The sequence below is a fragment of the Pleionea sediminis genome (assembly GCF_007570825.1).
Lineage (GTDB): Bacteria > Pseudomonadota > Gammaproteobacteria > Enterobacterales > Kangiellaceae > Pleionea > Pleionea sediminis.
The window spans coordinates 496,277-513,426 of sequence record NZ_SUNB01000002.1 but is presented as its reverse complement, the minus strand read 5'-3'; the positions used below and the strand labels follow the sequence as shown (position 1 = coordinate 513,426).

Below are 17,150 nucleotides of genomic sequence, written 5' to 3'. Positions count from 1 at the left end.
ATTATTAATCCTGCGTTACTCGATTAATTTCTTCCAGAGAGGTGACTCCCTGGACAACCTTTTGCAATCCTGATTGATGTAAATCTTTTATACCTTCTTTTTGGGCTTGATCGGCAATATCTATCGCATTGCCTCCTTCCATTATAATTCTTCCCATTGTCTCTGAGACAGGCATAACTTGATAAATACCCACTCGACCTTTATACCCGCGTGTGCAACTATCACAACCGACTGGTTCAAAAATTTCAAATGTTCCTATTTGCTCCTCGGGAAAACCAGCTTCTTTTAAAACATCGTGGGGTATTTCCATCGTTGTTTTGCAATGGTCGCAAAGACGTCTAGCGAGTCTTTGTGCAATAACTAAATTAACACTGGTTGCAATATTGAATGGAGCAACTCCCATATTGACTAAACGAGTCAATGTTTCTGGGGCGCTATTAGTGTGAAGGGTTGAGAGCACCATATGGCCAGTTTGCGCAGCTTTAATTGCGATCTCCGCTGTTTCAAGGTCTCGAATCTCACCGACAAGAATGACGTCTGGATCTTGACGTAGAAATGCTCTGAGTGCTGAAGCAAAGTCTAAACCTGCTTTCGGATTAACATTAACTTGATTAACGCCAGATAGATTAATTTCCACTGGATCTTCAGCGGTTGATATGTTTCTTTCCGGCTTATTGAGCATGTTCACACCAGTATAAAGAGAAACTGTTTTACCTGAGCCAGTTGGTCCCGTTACTAGAACCATGCCTTGTGGTTTAAAAAGAGCATTTTCAAAAAGCTCTCTTTGATCTTTTTCATAGCCTAAAACCTCAATACCGAGCATGGCACTGGAGGGGTCAAGAATACGCATTACGATCTTTTCACCGAATAATGTGGGCAGGGTGCTAACACGAAAATCGATAGCTTTATTCTTCGATAATTTTAGTTTTATTCGTCCATCTTGCGGAACTCTTCTCTCAGAAATATCGAGACGTGACATAACTTTTAAACGAGCTGAAATGCGAGTTGATAAGTTGACTGGGGGGCTAGACACTTCATGTAAGATACCGTCTATCCGAAAACGAACACGATAATTTTTCTCGTAAGGTTCAAAATGTAAATCAGAAGCACCTTTTTTTATCGCGTCAAGCAATATTTTGTTTACAAATCGGACGATTGGAGCGTCGTCTGAATCAACTTTGTCATCATCTGTTTGTTGTTGGTCTCCACTGTCGACATCTAAATTATCGAGGTCAGCATCATCAAATTCAGCTAAGTTCTGGCTTTCTTGTTCATCGAGAACTTTATCTATGAACTTTGAGAGCTTGTTATCTTCAACGAGTACGGCATCAACTGTTAATTTACTATGAAATTGGAATTCGTCTAATGCAATAAGGTTTGTCGGGTCAGAAACGGCAACAAACAGTCTTTTGCCTCGTTTAAACAAAGGCAATGCATGATGTTTTGTAATGAGCTTTTCTTCTACAATATTTTTTGGAATAAGTTCGTAATCAATACTGTCGAGATCGAAAAGAGGTACGCCAAACTCAAAAGAGGCAATGTTTGCGAGCTGCAATGGTTCTACTAATTTATTATCGACAATGTACTTCACCACCGCCATGCCATTTTTGGCAGCAGTTGTAGTCGCTTCTGCAGCGTCCTCTTCTGAAAGTAAGCCTTCACTAACTAATCTTCTAGTTAATCCACTGACAACACCAGATTGCATATTTCTGTATCACTTAAAAAACTAATGATTTCCGTAAGTTATAGCATTAAATTGAGAAAACTTCCTTATTGAAATGTGATAATTGCTAAAAGTTTAACAATCGGATGGTCTAAATTTGGGTGCCATGGTGGTGGAGCAAGTCCATTCTCCATTCGTAGCGCGAGATAGTGTTATCGTTTCATTGAGTATAGCTGTACTGGCTAAACCGTCTAAAGTGGCTGTTACTGTTGCCGTACCATCAATGTTCACCGCTAAAGTAGGGGGCGTTATAATAAGATTTGAATTAGCGTAAGTAGTCTGATCTATCGTTGTCGTAAGCAGTCCGCGATAGAGTCTTTCATCAATAGAATGCGTTAACGCTTGTAACTCTGAATATGCTCTAGTGCTCTGAGTTCTTGCTACGTAATCTTGGTATTGTGGTATCGCAATAGCGGAGAGAATACCTATTATCGCTACCACCATCATGAGTTCAATCAGAGTGAAACCTTTAACTTGACTTGTATTCATGGAAGTCTCCTGATTGACAGATATGAAAAGTGCTTGCTGAATATCAGCAAGCACTAACCTCATTACTAAGGAGCTTCACAACCTGCAGGTAAGTACTTGGCTTCTGTAGTAGATGTACAGGTCCAAGTTCCACCTGCATCTCGTGTGATTGTAACAACATCGCCTGAAACGGCTGTAGCGGCATTTCCGTCAAGAGTAGCTGTCAGAGTTCCTGAGCCATCCGCTGCAAAAGCTGCAACAACGCTTGAAATATTTGAATCAACATAACCAACGTCAGCGAGAGTGAATCCAGTGTTGCCGTTATTGAGTTCTGTTTCAACACCACTTTTTATTGCTGAAATTTCACCGAAAACACGCGTGATTTGAGTTCTAGCTACGTAATCCTGATATTGAGGGATTGCGATAGCTGCCAAAATACCAATGATTGCTACAACAATCATTAGTTCGATAAGTGTGAAACCTGCGTTCGATTTTTGCATTAGAATGTTCTCCATTGATTTAAGAGTAGTTAAACAATCAAAACTTTTCTAAACAATTACCATGCCAAAAAGGAGTTGAGTTTATATCTATTTGTTTTTATAGGTTAAAATTTTGTTGTAAAGTAATTTTATTACTTAAACATTTTTAAGTGTGACAAAAAGTGTCAGGTAAAAAGTGACGCTTTTTGTCACTCTGCTAAACTGTTTTTACTCTTAGGCTGAGATCAATGGCACGTAAATGTTTTGTTAGTGCGCCAACGGAAATGTAATCGATGCCAGTGCTAGCATAGTCTTTTATATTTTCAAGTGTTATGTCGCCTGATGATTCAAATTTCGTTTGTGTTTTTGTTTCTTGTTTAATAGCAACAGCTTCTTTCATCATTTGCTTTGTAAAGTTATCGAGCATAATAACATCTGCTTTAGCACTGATGGCTTCTTTTAACTCATCGAGGTTTTCAACTTCAACTTCCAGTTTTACATTTGAATTCAGTTTTCTGGCGAGTTGTACTGCTTTGCTAATACCTCCAGCAGTCGCAATATGATTTTCTTTAATTAAGTAGGCGTCGAAAAGACCAACTCGATGATTTTCACCACCACCAATCGTTACTGCGTATTTTTGAGCCGCTCTAAGTCCGGGAATCGTTTTTCGAGTATCAAGTAATTTACATTGAGTTCCTTTCAGCTGTTCTACATAGTTTCTTGTGGTAGTTGCTGTGCCCGATAAAGTTTGTAGGAAGTTCATCGCCGTTCTTTCACCAGTAAGAATGCTCCTTGCAGCGCCCTTGATGATCAGTATTTTCTGATTTGCCTCGACAACTTCGCCTTCTGAAACAAGCCATTCGAGAGAGAGCGATGTGTCGAGTTGGTTAAACGTTTCTTCGACCCACTGGCAGCCGCAGATGATGGCTTTCTCTCTAGAAATGAGCTCTCCAACTGCCATTTGCGATTCGGGAATTAGTTGCGCTGTTAAATCGATACCTGGGGAACCGCCCAAATCTTCCTGGAGCGCGTTAGACACAGAATGGGAGATATATTGCTCAAAATCGGATAAATATTTCATTAATGAATACCACAAAAAACCAGGCGGGTATTTTAAAAGGAGTAACATATTGATTCCAGCACTAAGTTTTAAACAGATTTGATTCTAAAAATGAACGCTATAATGCGTTGAAATTATTGATGAAAATCTCAATTAAAAGATAAAAAGATACTTTCTCCTCAAATTCTTAATTTTTTGGAATGTTGCCTGAGAATTCGTGAGATTGGTCACAAATTAATCACCCTGGGTAGTCTACTTTTAAGTGACATTGTCAAAAAGCGTGCTGGATCGCCAAGTGTCTGGTTTGACACTACTCTGAGATGTGAGGCGATTTTTGTAGGATACGTATCGGTGAACCTGAATTAAATTTCTCAAGGATTCCGCGTGACAGTATGGCCTTAGAGGTTGTTGTTGCTGGAAAGACGCTGATTTTAGACATATATTTAATGATGAGGTTAAAAAGGTTGCCTACTGTGAATGAGAAACCCCAAGTGGTGCACTTTAATAGAGATTCGGCCGGTATGTTCGACAATAATAAACAGCCAGCGCCGACCCTAGTGCTTAGTATTAGAGATTTGGCGACGGAGGAGTTGGTCGCTAAATTGAATTCAATGCTTAATTCAGCAGATGATAAGCTATTCGACATGGCTGATAAGTCAAGTGAAGTCGTGTTTTTTAATTCGATGCGACAGGTTAGAATTAAACGAAAAGGCTTAGTTAATATTTTCAAGAGAGAACTAGAGTTCCAATTTAACAAAGAACTTGGCATAACCGAACGGCACGGAGAGCATATTGATAATGTTGAGGCGTTAGATTTTGATAACCTTTCGATAGTTCAAGAAGAAGACCTTGAAGAAGATTTGGCTGTTGATGCAATGGTTAATAAAGGCCGTTCCTCAAATAAACAGGCTTTGTCTTATTTATGTGCTCGTCTAGATTCACTTTGTTCTAACAAGGTGATCGGTGAAGAGAATAATCCTCTAGACCCTCGAGTTGTTGCGGAAGCTTTTCGCGTTAGTTCGAATAGTCTTGAGCTTGATATGCAATCTCGTCTTGTTGTCTTTAAGTTATTTGAACGGTGTGTTATCGACGAGTTAGAGGATGTTTATACAGAGCTCAACGAGGAATTAGCTGAAAAAGGTGTGTTACCTGACTTACACAAGCGCAAACCTCGGAGAGCTGAACGCCAAAAAGAAGAAAACGATAAATATTCTGAAAATTCATCAGAGGGCGATAGAGATCGGATGCGCGATGAAGTTCGCGAGGAGGTTTTCAATACCCTCAGAGATTTATTAGGGCAGAAAAAAGTTGCATATCCGGAAGGTCAGGAAGTTGTTGAAACAGACCAAGTTCTATCTGCGTTAACTGACCTGCAACAAGATCAAGGGTATTCACCTCAAGATTTAAACACACCGGAGCAGGTTAAGCAGATTTTAGGCAGCTTTTTGCCTGCAACTAACGGTCAAATCAATGGTGGTACGATAGGCAATGTTAATGATGATGTCATTGATATTGTTACAATGTTGTTCGATTTCATATTAGATGAACGCAACTTACACAATGACATTAAAGCACTATTAGCGAGACTACAAATCCCGATGCTAAAAGTGGGCATGTTGGATCGCGCATTTTTTAGTGACAAGAATCATCCTGCACGACAGTTATTGAATGAGCTTTCGCACGCCGCGATTGGCTGGACACCATCAGGTGACCCTAGTTTAGATCCTTTGTTAAATAAAGTGACCCATATTGTTGAAAAAATCACGAATGATTTTAAAGATGATGTTCACTTATTTGAAGAGTTACTTGAAGACTTTGAAAATTTCAAGCAAACCGATCTGAAGCGTTCTTCTATTCTTGAGCGACGCATGAAAGAAGCCGAAGAGGGAAGAGCCCGATCGGAGAATGCAAAGCAACGAGTGAATGGTGAAATTGCGCGTATGTGTCATGGTCGAATGATTGCTGAGCCAGTTAAATGCATTCTGAAAGAAGCTTGGACCAATGTTTTATTTTTAGAAAGTTTGAAAGCGAACAATGATGAAGGATGGCAAAAAGCTCTGAAAGTTGCAGAGTTCTTGGTTTGGAGTGTTCAACCAAAGAAAACGGAAGACAGTAAAAACAAGCTTAAGAAAATAATGACGAGCTTAATCAAGAATCTGCGATTAGGTATGGAGAAAATTTCATTTAATCCTTATCGTTCCAGTCAATTACTGGGTGAACTGGAAGAGTGCCACCGCAAAATTCTTTCCCTACCATTGCATACTGATAAAATTGTGCAGGCGTCTGGAAATACTGGAGCAGATTCCGAAGTAGCGGAAAGTATGGAAGAAGTTGTTGTCGAACAGGTAACAGAAGAAACGCTTGAGGAGTTGGCTCTTCCTACTGAAAACAAAGAGCCTGCTGAGGACCCTTTCGCGTATTTGGATACTGACATTTCAGATGACGATGACGTTTTTGAAGAGGTGGATGGTTTACAAGCGGGTTCTTGGGTAGAGATTGCGGATAAAGAATCAGAAAGACAACGTTGTAAATTGGCTGCTTTCATAGCATCAGTTAATAAATACATTTTTGTTAATAGAACTGGAATGAAAATCGCGGAGCTTAATAGAAAACGTCTTGCTGCAGGGATCAAGAAAAAGTTTATTGAAATTCTCGATGATGCAGCATTGTTTGACCGAGCTTTAGAGTCGGTAATTACAAACTTGAGGACTATGAAAGACGCTTAAATTATCGTAATTGACATCGAAACACTCTATTAAAAACGAGCATTGATTCTCATATCTCTGCTCGTTTTTATTTTCGTCTAGCTTGCATTTTTAGCCTAACAAACGTCTAATTAATCCCATGTAATTAAAGTCTGGAAGCGTCTTTTGAACTATTCTTTTGTAAAACAATGCCCATCGCCCCATTTCAATCAACGTCCAGACGGGGTTAGGGTCAATTTGCTTGTAATACACAATATCAGTTTACCACCGGGAGAGTTTGGAACGCCTTATGTTGAACAGTTTTTTCAGGGTAAATTGACAAGTAAGGCTCATCCTTTTTTCGATGAAATTCGAGATGTGAAAGTCTCCAGTCATTTTTATATTCGTAGATCGGGTCAAGTTGTACAGTTTGTCGATACTGCAAACAGAGCGTGGCATGCTGGAGTTTCAAGTTGGGACAATCAGGACAACTGTAATGACTTCTCTATTGGAATTGAGTTGGAGGGAACGGATACGACTCCTTATACTGATGCCCAATACGAAAGCCTAACCAGTTTGACTTTAAAAATTCAACAACAGTACCCTGATATTGCAAATGATAGAATCGTAGGTCATAGTGATATTGCTCCAAATCGTAAAACTGATCCTGGCCCTTCTTTTGACTGGGATTATTTTTATAAACTGCTATCAGAGAAGCATGATCAAAAAAATTAATATTTAAGGATCCGGTAATGAAGCTACTAATTTTGGTTGGCGCCTTGCTGCTTGAGACATTTTGGAGTCGTTTGTCTCAAATAAGAAATCACCAATGGATTGCCCGTTTTGCGGATTGGTTGGAAGAACATGTTAATCCAAACAAATCCCATTCTGAGTGGCTTATTGCAGGAATTATTTTAGTTTTGCCGTTGATTGTCGCTTCAATTTTATTAAATGGGCAAGAGGGATTTGTTGGTTTCTTGTTCGAGATGTTACTGGGGCTTATTTTGGTGACCTGGACATTGGGGCCTGTGAATTTAAATGCGTTCTATCATCAGTTAGAAGGTGAGAGTCAAGACGCCAATGAGCTACCGATAAAATTGGTAAAATATGTGCATAAAGCATATTTTGGTGCAATTATCTGGTTTGTCATTTTAGGTCCCGTGGGAGCGCTTGCTTATCGAATGATAGCGGTCATGGAGAGTCACTCCAAAGGTAAATTACAGAGCTACAACGAAGAAGACTTTTCTGAAAAAGAAGACGAAACAGAGCCAGCGAATAAATCGCATTCTGAAGACGATAGTTTAAAAAGCTCGACTCAGACAGACGTTTGGGCAAGATTGTATTTTGTTGCAGATTGGATTCCTGCAAGAGTCAGTTGCTTCCTTTTTCTATTGACCGGTCATTTTGCGTCAGGATTTGGCGACTTAAAAGCCAAATTAACCCTCTTTGATTATCAAGAAGATGACGATAATCTAATCTCGGATGTTGCGTGTAAAGCTTTGGCTAGCGACGACTCAGACAATGCATTAACCCAAATGCGGCAATTGGTAGAGCGCAGTTTACTTCTATTAATGGTTTTTGTGGCCTTACTAACCTTCTTCCAGCTTTAGGGTTGCATTAAAATGGTGCGTTTTTGGTGTGGTTTCTTGTAAGATAATTTCATAATAAGGTCATTGTGTACTCAGTTAAGGTTTAATTCGGTAAAATAATTACAAAAATCAACTGGTATGTCCTTTAAAAGGGGGGATCCTCTGTTATGATATGCCCCAAATTCTTAGATAAAGACTCATATACTTAGCGTTAGGTTGGATTTCTGAACTTTGTGTTTGAAATCTGCTTTGTCAGCGACTCATTGAATGAAAATTTCATACCAATCCGACCTATTCGCATTGGGGAGTAAATTGGTCTTTACTTACATCATCATACGTATCTGTGTTGGTATAAAACGAACAATTGAAGAGGAACCCTGTCCATGGCGATGGATTCAAAAAACGACGTCGATCCAGTCGAAACGCAGGAATGGTTAGATTCGCTCGAGGCTGTGCTTGAAGAAGAAGGTGTTGAAAGAGCCCATTATTTATTAGAGCGTTTAATTGATAAAGCTCGCCGTTCGGGAGCGCATATTCCTTACGATGCGACAACGGCTTATCTTAATACCATTCCTCCTTCTCAAGAGGCGCACATTCCCGGTGATCAAGAAATGGAACGTCGTTTACGTTCTTTGATTCGTTGGAATGCAATAGCAATTGTGCTTCAAGCGACAAAAAAAGATTTAGATCTTGGTGGGCATTTATCGAGTTTTGCTTCATCGGCAACCTTATACGATGTTGGTTTCAACCATTTTTTCCGTGGTGAAACCGATGACTTCGGTGGCGATTTAGTTTATTTCCAGGGGCATGCTTCTCCAGGTATTTATGCTCGAGCATTTTTAGAAGGGCGTTTAAATGAAGAGCAATTGGCTGGATTTCGGCAAGAAGCCGGTGGTGAAGGCTTGTCTTCTTATCCGCACCCTTGGTTAATGCCCGACTTTTGGCAATTTCCAACGGTTTCTATGGGACTGGGTCCTATTAGTGCGATATATCAAGCGCGATTCCTTAAGTATCTTGAAGACCGTGGATTGACCAAAACAAAGGGTCGAAAAGTCTGGGCCTTTTTAGGTGATGGAGAAATGGACGAACCAGAATCATTGGGAGCCATTTCTTTGGCAGGTCGTGAAAAGCTCGACAATTTGATTTTTGTTATCAACTGTAATTTGCAACGTTTGGATGGGCCGGTTCGAGGAAACGGAAAGATTATTCAGGAGCTTGAAGGCGATTTTCGTGGTTCGGGCTGGAATGTTTTAAAAGTCATTTGGGGACGTTATTGGGATCCTCTTATCGCTCGTGACACCGAAGGCTTATTGTTGAAGACCATGGAAGAAACAGTCGATGGTGAATATCAAAACTACAAAGCTAAAGGTGGTAAGTTCACGCGCGATAACTTTTTCGGTAAGCATCCTAAGCTGCTTGAAATGGTTGCTAATATGTCCGACCAAGATGTCTGGCGTTTAAATCGTGGCGGTCATGATCCAACAAAGGTTTATGCTGCATATCATCGTGCTGTGAATCATAAAGGACAACCAACGGTGATCTTGGCGAAAACCGTTAAAGGTTATGGAATGGGTGAAAGCGGTGAAGGAAAAAATGTTTCGCATCAAGTAAAGAAAATGAATCTTGAAGCGCTCAAACATTTCCGCGATCGCTTTAATATACCTATTAAAGATGAAGATCTCGAAAATGTACCTTTTTATAATCCTGGTGATGACAGTCCAGAAATTAAATATTTAAAAGAGCGAAGAAAATCTCTTGGTGGATATTTGCCAAAAAGACGAGCCAAATCGGATGCAGTAGAAGTTCCTCCGTTAAAAGCATTTGAAGCAATTACTAAAGGTTCTGATGGTCGAGAAATTTCAACGACAATGGCCTTTGTTCGGATTTTAAATGTCTTGCTGAAAGATAAAAAGTTGGGTGAACGCGTCGTGCCAATTGTACCGGATGAAGCGCGTACCTTTGGAATGGAAGGCATGTTCCGACAATATGGAATTTATTCTTCGGTCGGACAACTTTATGATCCTGTAGATTCTGATCAGGTGATGTTTTATCGAGAAGATAAAAAAGGTCAAATTCTTGAAGAGGGAATTAACGAAGCAGGGGCTTTTTCTAGTTGGTTAGCCGCTGCGACAAGTTATTCAACTAATAATTTGCCGATGATTCCTTTTTATATTTATTACTCTATGTTTGGTTTTCAACGTATCGGTGATTTGGCCTGGATGGCAGGTGATATGCAAGCACGTGGTTTTCTCGTTGGTGGGACGGCGGGTAGAACAACCTTAAATGGTGAAGGTTTACAACATCAAGATGGTCACAGTCACATTTTAGCGTCAACGGTTCCTAATTGCATCAGTTACGATCCAACCTACGCCTATGAGCTTGCGTTAATTATTCGTGATGGTATGCGTCGCATGTACGAAAATCAGGAAAACGTTTATTACTACATCACCACAATGAACGAAAACTATGAGCATCCTCCTATGCCAGAAGGAGCCGAAGAAGGCATTATTAAGGGAATGTATAAACTGAAGTCGGGTGCAAAATCGAATAAAGGTCAATTGAGAGTTCAATTATTAGGATGCGGCACAATACTTCGGGAAGTGGAAGCCGCTGCTGAGCAGTTGAGAGATGACTGGAATATTGAGTCGGACATCTGGAGTGTGACCAGTTTTAATGAATTACGTCGTGACGGTTTGAATACCGATCGTGAAAACCTTCTCCATCCCAATAAAAAGCAGAAAAAAGCTTTTGTTACTGAGTGTCTTGAAAAGCAAGATGGTCCTGTAATCGCAGCATCGGATTATATGAAAATTTATGCCGATCAGATTCGACAATGGGTGCCGTCAACGTATCGAGTGTTAGGTACAGATGGATTTGGCCGTTCCGATAGTCGTGCAAACTTAAGAAATTTCTTCGAAGTCGATCGCAACTATGTGACCGTTGCTGCATTAATGGCATTGGCAGATGACAATTTAATTGAACGTAAGCATGTTGCTGAAGCGTTGAAGAAATACAACATCGATGTCAATAAACCTAATCCACTAACGGCTTAAGCGTCTAAAAAGAATTCTGGAGAATATTGTGACGAAATTAGTTGAAGTGAAAATCCCAGATATTGGTGATGCCTCCAAAGTAGATGTCATTGAAGTCTTAGTGAGTGAAGGTGATAAAATAGAAAAAGAAGACTCTTTAATTACTTTGGAAACGGATAAAGCGACGATGGACGTACCGGCCTCAGATGCCGGTATTGTAAAAGAACTAAAAGTGTCTACCGGAGATAAAGTCTCTAAAGGTGATGTGATTTTGGTTGTCGAAGTATCTGACAATGAATCGGCAGGAGACGATTCGTCAAAAAGTGAACCGTCGAAAAATGAGTCAGTCAAAGAAAGTTCTGAAAGTGATGACGCTGCCGGTGAAAAAGAATCATCAGATTCGGAAAAAGAAGCATCCTCGCAAAATTCCAGTTCGGGCGGAACCGAAAAAGAAGTTACGGTTCCCGATATTGGTGATGCTGCAGATGTCGATGTTATAGAAGTTTGTGTCTCCAAAGGAGATTCTGTTGATGAAAATGATAGTTTAATCGTTTTAGAAACAGATAAAGCAACGGTTGAAGTTCCTTCTCCTTTCTCTGGAAAAATTTCTGATATTAAAGTTGCCACCGGAGATAAAGTTAGTAAAGGATCTTTGATTGCTATGATGCAAGTAGAGGATTCAAACAATAAAGATGAAGAGAAAGATACGTCGTCTTCAAATGGACAAAAAAGCGATTCTTCGAATATAGATGACAATTCTTCTGCTTCAGATGCGTCGGCTGCGAGTAAAAAAGCTCCGGTGCCAGATTACCCACAACATGCCAGAACTCGTAAAGAAGGACTTGTTCATGCCAGCCCGGCAGTGCGCCGATTTGCTCGTGAGCTTGGTGTTGAGCTGGGTAAGGTAAATGGTACTGGAAATAAAAACCGGGTTACAAAAGACGATGTTCAAAAATATGTGAAGTTTGAGTTATCGCGTCCCAAGGCTACTGCAGCGACGGGTTCATCTGTCATGCCCGAGATGCCGGAAATCGATTTTAGCAAGTGGGGTGAAATTGAAACCAAACCGCTTTCTCGTATTCAGAAAATCAGCAGTGTTAACTTACATCGAAATTGGGTGACCATTCCTCACGTAACGCAACATGAAGATGCCGACATCACGGAGCTCGAAGAGTTTCGTAAATCGATGAAAGAAGATGCGGCTAAGCAAGGCGTTCGCTTAACTCCATTAGCTTTCGTTATGAAAGCATTAGTGCACACCTTAAAAGCGTTTCCCAGGTTTAATGCTTCTTTGGCCAACGATGGTGAAAACTTAATTCTTAAAAAGTATTTTCATATTGGCGTTGCCGCAGATACGCCTGAAGGATTAGTTGTCCCAGTAGTGCGTGATGTCGACCAAAAATCGATCTATCAAATTGCTAATGAACTTGCCGATTTAAGTGCCAAGGCACGAGATAAGAAACTCGGTGCTGACGCTATGCAAGGAAGTACTTTCACGATTTCATCATTAGGCGGTATCGGTGGAACCAGTTTTACTCCCATTGTCGCCTGGCCCAATGTTGCTATTTTAGGATTGAGTAGAAATCAAACTAAACCTATTTGGAATGGAAGCGAATTCGAGCCACGGTTGATGTTGCCGATGTCGCTCTCGTACGATCATCGCGTTATTGATGGTGCCGACGCGGCAAGATTTTGTGTCCATTTAGCAGAGACGCTTAAAGATATTCGACGAGTTTTGCTGTAAGCAAAATACCGTTAATGGTGTTAGAGGGATTTATAGGCCTCGACCACCATTAAATTTGGGAAAGTGGGCCGCCTTGCGCTACAATTCGCACACTTTTTCGCTAATGCAAAAATAATTGGAACAGAGGGTCACATGAGTAAAGGTGATATTAAAGCACAGTTAGTGGTGCTAGGTGCGGGACCTGGTGGATATTCAGCGGCGTTTAGAGCGGCTGATTTGGGCCTCGATGTCGTATTGATTGAAAAATATTCAACGCTGGGCGGCGTGTGCTTGAATGTAGGATGTATTCCTTCGAAAGCCTTACTACACACTGCAAAAGTGATTGATGATGCTGAGCATATGTCTGCTCATGGTGTTAAATTTAGCAAGCCTAAAATCGAGCTCGATAAAATCCGCGAATACAAAGATGGTGTCGTTGGCCAGCTTACCAAAGGTTTGGCGGGCATGGCGAAGATGCGCAAGGTTAAGGTTGTGCAAGGTGTTGCTAAATTCGCATCAGACAAATCTTTTGAAGTTACCGATGCTGACGGTAAAACACAAACGGTTACTTTTGATAACTGCATTATTGCAGCAGGCTCGCGTGTCGTAAAGCTTCCATTTTTACCAGATGATGAGCGCATCATGGATTCAACCGGGGCGTTAGAGCTTAAAGATGTGCCTAAGAAAATGTTGGTCTTAGGAGGTGGAATCATCGGTCTCGAAATGGCTACTGTTTATCGTGCATTAGGAGCGAAAATTGAGGTTGTTGAGATGGCCGATCAATTAGTTCCGGCTGCTGATAAAGACGTTATTAAGGTTTATCAAAAATTCCTGTCTAAGCAAGTTGATAGTATCATGCTTGAAACAAGCGTGACTAAAGTGGAAGCCAAAAAAGATGGCTTGCACGTTACTTTTGAGGGCAAAAACGCGCCTGAAAAGCCACAAAAATACGATCGTATATTGTCCGCTGTTGGACGGCGTCCTAACGGTGATTTGCTTGAGTGTAAAGCGGCTGGTGTGAATGTTGATGAGCGCGGATTTATCGCTGTTGATAAACAAATGCGTACTAATGTCCCTCATATTTATGCGATTGGTGACATTGTCGGTCAACCCATGTTGGCACATAAAGCAGTTCACGAAGCGCATGTAGCTGCAGAAGTCATTGCTGGTAAGAAACATTACTTCGATCCTTTATGTATTCCTTCAGTTGCGTATACTGATCCTGAGATTGCCTGGGTAGGTGTTACCGAAAAAGAAGCGAAAGAGAAAGGTATCGATTTCGAAACAGCTGTTTTCCCTTGGGCCGCTAGTGGCCGAGCCATTGGCGTTGGACGTACTGAAGGTTTTTCTAAAACAATATACGATAAGTCGACAGGACGCATTATCGGTGGTGCGATAATCGGTGTAAATGCTGGTGAATTAATTGCCGAAGTTGCTTTGGCAATTGAAATGGGCTGCGATGCAGAAGATCTTGCGTTAACTATTCATCCGCATCCAACATTATCTGAGTCCGTCGGATTCACAGCAGAAGTATTGGAAGGTACTTGTACTGATTTACCTCCAAAACGAAAAAAATAATTGATGCAAGACTCAATAAAAGGCGCTTTGTTAGCGCCTTTTTTTATATGGACTATCCTTATCACATAGACGTGTAGCTCCAGCTATTTACATACGATACAACCCAGTTGATTATCTTAAGTGGGTTATTCTGAAGGTCGGTCGAATGGTTTCATTGGCAAATATCAAGCCCGAACAAATACCTATGCCAGACGAAGCAATTTTTCGTTTGATGAAAGCTTGCACTGAGCCTGAAACAGAAGTTGAAGATTTGTCGAAATTGATCAGTGCTAATGCGATTATATCCAGTCGATTGATCAGTATTGCTAATTCTGCATTTTATTCATTTAGTCAGTCTATTGAATCGGTTTCTCACGCTATTGTTGCAATGGGACTTGGAGTCGTTAAAAACATTACGTTATGTTTCGCGATAAAAGAGACCGTGTCTCAGCTGGAACTTGATGGTATTGATATTGATGAGTTTTGGAAAGATGCGCTGTATCGTGCTGTTGCGTGTCAACTTTGGTTTGAGTCTGAATCTAACAAACTTCTCTCCGAGCATGAAAAGTCAGAAGCCTTCACTTGCGGTCTTTTGGCGGATATTGGATTCTTAACCTTGTTTATCTTGTCTCCTGAAAAATTGGATCGGTGGCCTGTTTTGTACAGCAATACTCCGAATCATCGATTAAGAATGGAGCATGATTTATTTTCAACCGATCACTGTGAGATCGGAGCAGAACTGTTGGCGCATTGGTCATTACCGCAACGATTTGTATCTTCAATTGCACATCATCATGAAGCATCGCATCAAGATCCATTAGTAAAATCATTACGTTTAGCCGACTGGAGTGTCGCGCTCTTAAACAGTTGTAATAAAGTAGAAGCGCAGCAAGTTTTGTTGTCCAGTCAAACTTCAATAAAAGAAGAGAGTTTGCAAGAGCTTTTTGACGATCTACATCATAAGGTCAAAGAAGCTTCTTCCGCCTTAGATGTGAGCAAAGATGTTGAATTTGATTTGAATGAAGTCTTTCAGCAAGCCAATAAAAAATTGGCAGAAGATAATTTAAGTTATCAAGAACTGACTTGGAAGCTGCAAGATGCACTGTTAGAGCGTGATGTTTTAGCCGAAAAGCTTAACTCTGAGTTAGAGGTTGCGCGAGAGATACAACAAAGCTTTCAGTCGGATATTTCCAATTGTGAATATGTCGCTGCCATTAACATTCCTGCTAAAAAATTAAGTGGCGATTTTTTTGATTACTATGAACACGAGGACGGCAGTATTTCTTTTTGTTTGGGCGATGTATCGGGAAAAGGGACTCATGCTGCTTTAGTAATGACTAAAACAATTTCACTTTACCGCTGTTTATCAAAAGTCGAATCTAATTTAAAAGCTATCATTAATTTAATTAACGATGAAATTTGTGAAACTTCAGTTCGTGGAATGTTTGTTACTTTTATTGCAGGAAAAATTGATTTTAAACAAAAAAAACTCGAACTGGTGAACGCTGGCCACATACCCGCCCTACAAATAGGAGAAAGCTCGATTTCACAAATTGAACCGCACGGTCCTCCGCTAGGTGTTGTTGAAGCTGTAAACTATACGCCGGAAGTTGTTAGTTTTGATAATCATCGTTTGTATTTGTATACTGATGGTATTACCGAAGCACATAAAGCCAATGGGGAAGAATTGGGAACCAAAGCTTTTGTTCAATGGATTGTAGAATCTAAAAAACTATCGTTAAAAGAACAGCTGAGTTGTTTGCAACGACGGTTTGAGTCCGATATTGAGTCATGGGAAGATGACTTAACATTAATGATGCTCTCTAGTCGTTAAGTATAAGTTAGCACGATGAACTTTAGTTTGTGTCGAGAGCTTTTATGTCTGACTCAAGTTTCTTGCTTTTACTAAGAGCCGTTACGGCCGATCCAGCGACAACCAGCAAGGCGCCAATAATACTTAATGAATTAACCGGTTCGGGTTGCATGTAGCCGGGAAAAAGATAGTCTGTTAATTGCATAAACATGAGAGTTAGTAACGGTGTTATAGCCAATGTGGCACTAACTCGAGAAGCTTCCCAATGTGCTAAAGCTTCTGCAAAAGCTCCATAGGCGACAAGGGTGTTTGCACCACAGAAAATTAACAGTACCCAGCCCAGTGTATCGAGTTGATTGACAAAGGTTATGTCTGAGTTAGGAATAAACACAATGATACCGGCGATATATATCATAATCATAATTTGCTCAGACTCGTAATGTAGAAGCAATTGCTTTTGAGCAAGCGCGTAAATTGCCCATAAGACACCGGCTATAAAAATTAAGAATAATCCAATCGAGAATTCATCGCTGGTATTAAAGAATGTATCAAAACGTTGATTAAAAAATAAAATTAAACCGACACAAAATACGATTAGGCCAAACCATTGTGCTGTATGAAACCTTTCTTTGAAAACAATCAATCCGCCAAGGAGTAAAAGCATTGGCGCTGTTTGTATCATGACTTGGGCGCTTCCTGGAGTTACATACGACAATCCGTATTGATAGAAAGCGTAATTTCCTAAGAGTCCCAGAATCACCAAGCTAACTAAAAATAGAATGGGATATCGCTTTAAACTTGATAGTTGAGGAAGCGATTTTTGGTGGGCAAGAAAGGCGAATAGAAACGTACCCGCAATGGCAAAACGAAACCAGATAATTGTGATGGGATCGGTGTACTCAAGAAGCCCTTTTAAAGCAATGGGTAATAATCCCCACAAAACTGCGGTGGTCAAAGATAGGAGTAGCCCAAGTTTCCACTGGCCTGATGTTTGGTGCATGGTACATCTCAAAACTAAAAGA

General features: G+C 40.5%; 12 protein-coding genes. 7 read left to right on the top strand and 5 right to left on the bottom strand.

All coding sequences use genetic code 11. The features are described 5' to 3' along the window. Nucleotides 1-4: 4 nt before the first annotated feature. The 4 genes from pilB to nadC form a co-directional block, all read right to left on the bottom strand. On the bottom strand, nt 5-1,705 hold the full coding sequence (pilB, locus tag FAX86_RS12145; RefSeq protein WP_144393680.1) for a type IV-A pilus assembly ATPase PilB: 1,701 nt from the start codon (nt 1,703-1,705) through the stop codon (nt 5-7). Between the two features lie 93 nt (nt 1,706-1,798). Beyond that, nucleotides 1,799-2,212, bottom strand: coding sequence for a pilin (locus FAX86_RS22760; RefSeq protein ID WP_144393679.1), 414 nt, complete (start codon nt 2,210-2,212; stop codon nt 1,799-1,801). 65 nt (nt 2,213-2,277) lie between these two features. Further along, entirely contained in the window at nt 2,278-2,691 is a 414-nt protein-coding gene (locus FAX86_RS12135; RefSeq protein ID WP_144393678.1) for a pilin, read from the bottom strand. Nucleotides 2,692-2,887: 196 nt separating this feature from the next. After that, a complete protein-coding gene (gene nadC, locus FAX86_RS12130; protein WP_144393677.1) occupies nt 2,888-3,751 on the bottom strand; it encodes a carboxylating nicotinate-nucleotide diphosphorylase in 864 nt (287 codons plus the stop codon). Between the two features lie 452 nt (nt 3,752-4,203). Here nadC and FAX86_RS12125 point away from each other — a divergent pair, with 452 nt between their 5' ends. The 7 genes from FAX86_RS12125 to FAX86_RS12095 all read left to right on the top strand — a co-directional run bounded on the left by FAX86_RS12125 (nt 4,204) and on the right by FAX86_RS12095 (nt 16,149). Next, nucleotides 4,204-6,456, top strand: coding sequence for a DUF1631 domain-containing protein (locus FAX86_RS12125; protein WP_164503561.1), 2,253 nt, complete (start codon nt 4,204-4,206; stop codon nt 6,454-6,456). 144 nt (nt 6,457-6,600) lie between these two features. Beyond that, complete coding sequence (ampD, locus tag FAX86_RS12120; protein ID WP_144393675.1) at nt 6,601-7,149, top strand: 1,6-anhydro-N-acetylmuramyl-L-alanine amidase AmpD; 549 nt, start codon at nt 6,601-6,603, stop codon at nt 7,147-7,149. 17 nt (nt 7,150-7,166) lie between these two features. Beyond that, a complete protein-coding gene (locus FAX86_RS12115; RefSeq protein WP_144393674.1) occupies nt 7,167-8,024 on the top strand; it encodes a hypothetical protein in 858 nt (285 codons plus the stop codon). Nucleotides 8,025-8,386: 362 nt separating this feature from the next. After that, nucleotides 8,387-11,056: a pyruvate dehydrogenase (acetyl-transferring), homodimeric type gene (gene aceE / locus FAX86_RS12110; RefSeq protein WP_205859188.1), complete on the top strand. Its 2,670-nt coding sequence runs from the start codon at nt 8,387-8,389 to the stop codon at nt 11,054-11,056. A 28-nt stretch (nt 11,057-11,084) separates the two neighbouring features. Beyond that, entirely contained in the window at nt 11,085-12,779 is a 1,695-nt protein-coding gene (aceF, locus tag FAX86_RS12105) for a dihydrolipoyllysine-residue acetyltransferase (protein ID WP_144393673.1), read from the top strand. A 132-nt stretch (nt 12,780-12,911) separates the two neighbouring features. After that, a complete protein-coding gene (gene lpdA / locus FAX86_RS12100; protein ID WP_144393672.1) occupies nt 12,912-14,336 on the top strand; it encodes a dihydrolipoyl dehydrogenase in 1,425 nt (474 codons plus the stop codon). A gap of 145 nt (nt 14,337-14,481) precedes the next feature. Next, a complete protein-coding gene (locus FAX86_RS12095; RefSeq protein WP_144393671.1) occupies nt 14,482-16,149 on the top strand; it encodes an HDOD domain-containing protein in 1,668 nt (555 codons plus the stop codon). A 22-nt stretch (nt 16,150-16,171) separates the two neighbouring features. Here FAX86_RS12095 and FAX86_RS12090 read toward each other — a convergent pair whose 3' ends face one another. After that, entirely contained in the window at nt 16,172-17,128 is a 957-nt protein-coding gene (locus tag FAX86_RS12090; protein WP_144393670.1) for a DMT family transporter, read from the bottom strand. Nucleotides 17,129-17,150 lie beyond the last annotated feature (22 nt).

What these genes read in the sequence shown, in the direction of transcription:
- FAX86_RS12090 (WP_144393670.1), bottom strand. Translation starts at nt 17,128, where the DNA reads ATGCACCAAACATCAGGCCAGTGGAAACTTGGGCTACTCCTATCTTTG.
- lpdA (WP_144393672.1), top strand. Translation starts at nt 12,912, where the DNA reads ATGAGTAAAGGTGATATTAAAGCACAGTTAGTGGTGCTAGGTGCGGGA.
- aceE (WP_205859188.1), top strand. Translation starts at nt 8,387, where the DNA reads ATGGCGATGGATTCAAAAAACGACGTCGATCCAGTCGAAACGCAGGAA.
- FAX86_RS12095 (WP_144393671.1), top strand. Translation starts at nt 14,482, where the DNA reads ATGGTTTCATTGGCAAATATCAAGCCCGAACAAATACCTATGCCAGAC.
- FAX86_RS12115 (WP_144393674.1), top strand. Translation starts at nt 7,167, where the DNA reads ATGAAGCTACTAATTTTGGTTGGCGCCTTGCTGCTTGAGACATTTTGG.
- nadC (WP_144393677.1), bottom strand. Translation starts at nt 3,751, where the DNA reads ATGAAATATTTATCCGATTTTGAGCAATATATCTCCCATTCTGTGTCT.
- pilB (WP_144393680.1), bottom strand. Translation starts at nt 1,705, where the DNA reads ATGCAATCTGGTGTTGTCAGTGGATTAACTAGAAGATTAGTTAGTGAA.
- FAX86_RS22760 (WP_144393679.1), bottom strand. Translation starts at nt 2,212, where the DNA reads ATGAATACAAGTCAAGTTAAAGGTTTCACTCTGATTGAACTCATGATG.
- FAX86_RS12135 (WP_144393678.1), bottom strand. Translation starts at nt 2,691, where the DNA reads ATGCAAAAATCGAACGCAGGTTTCACACTTATCGAACTAATGATTGTT.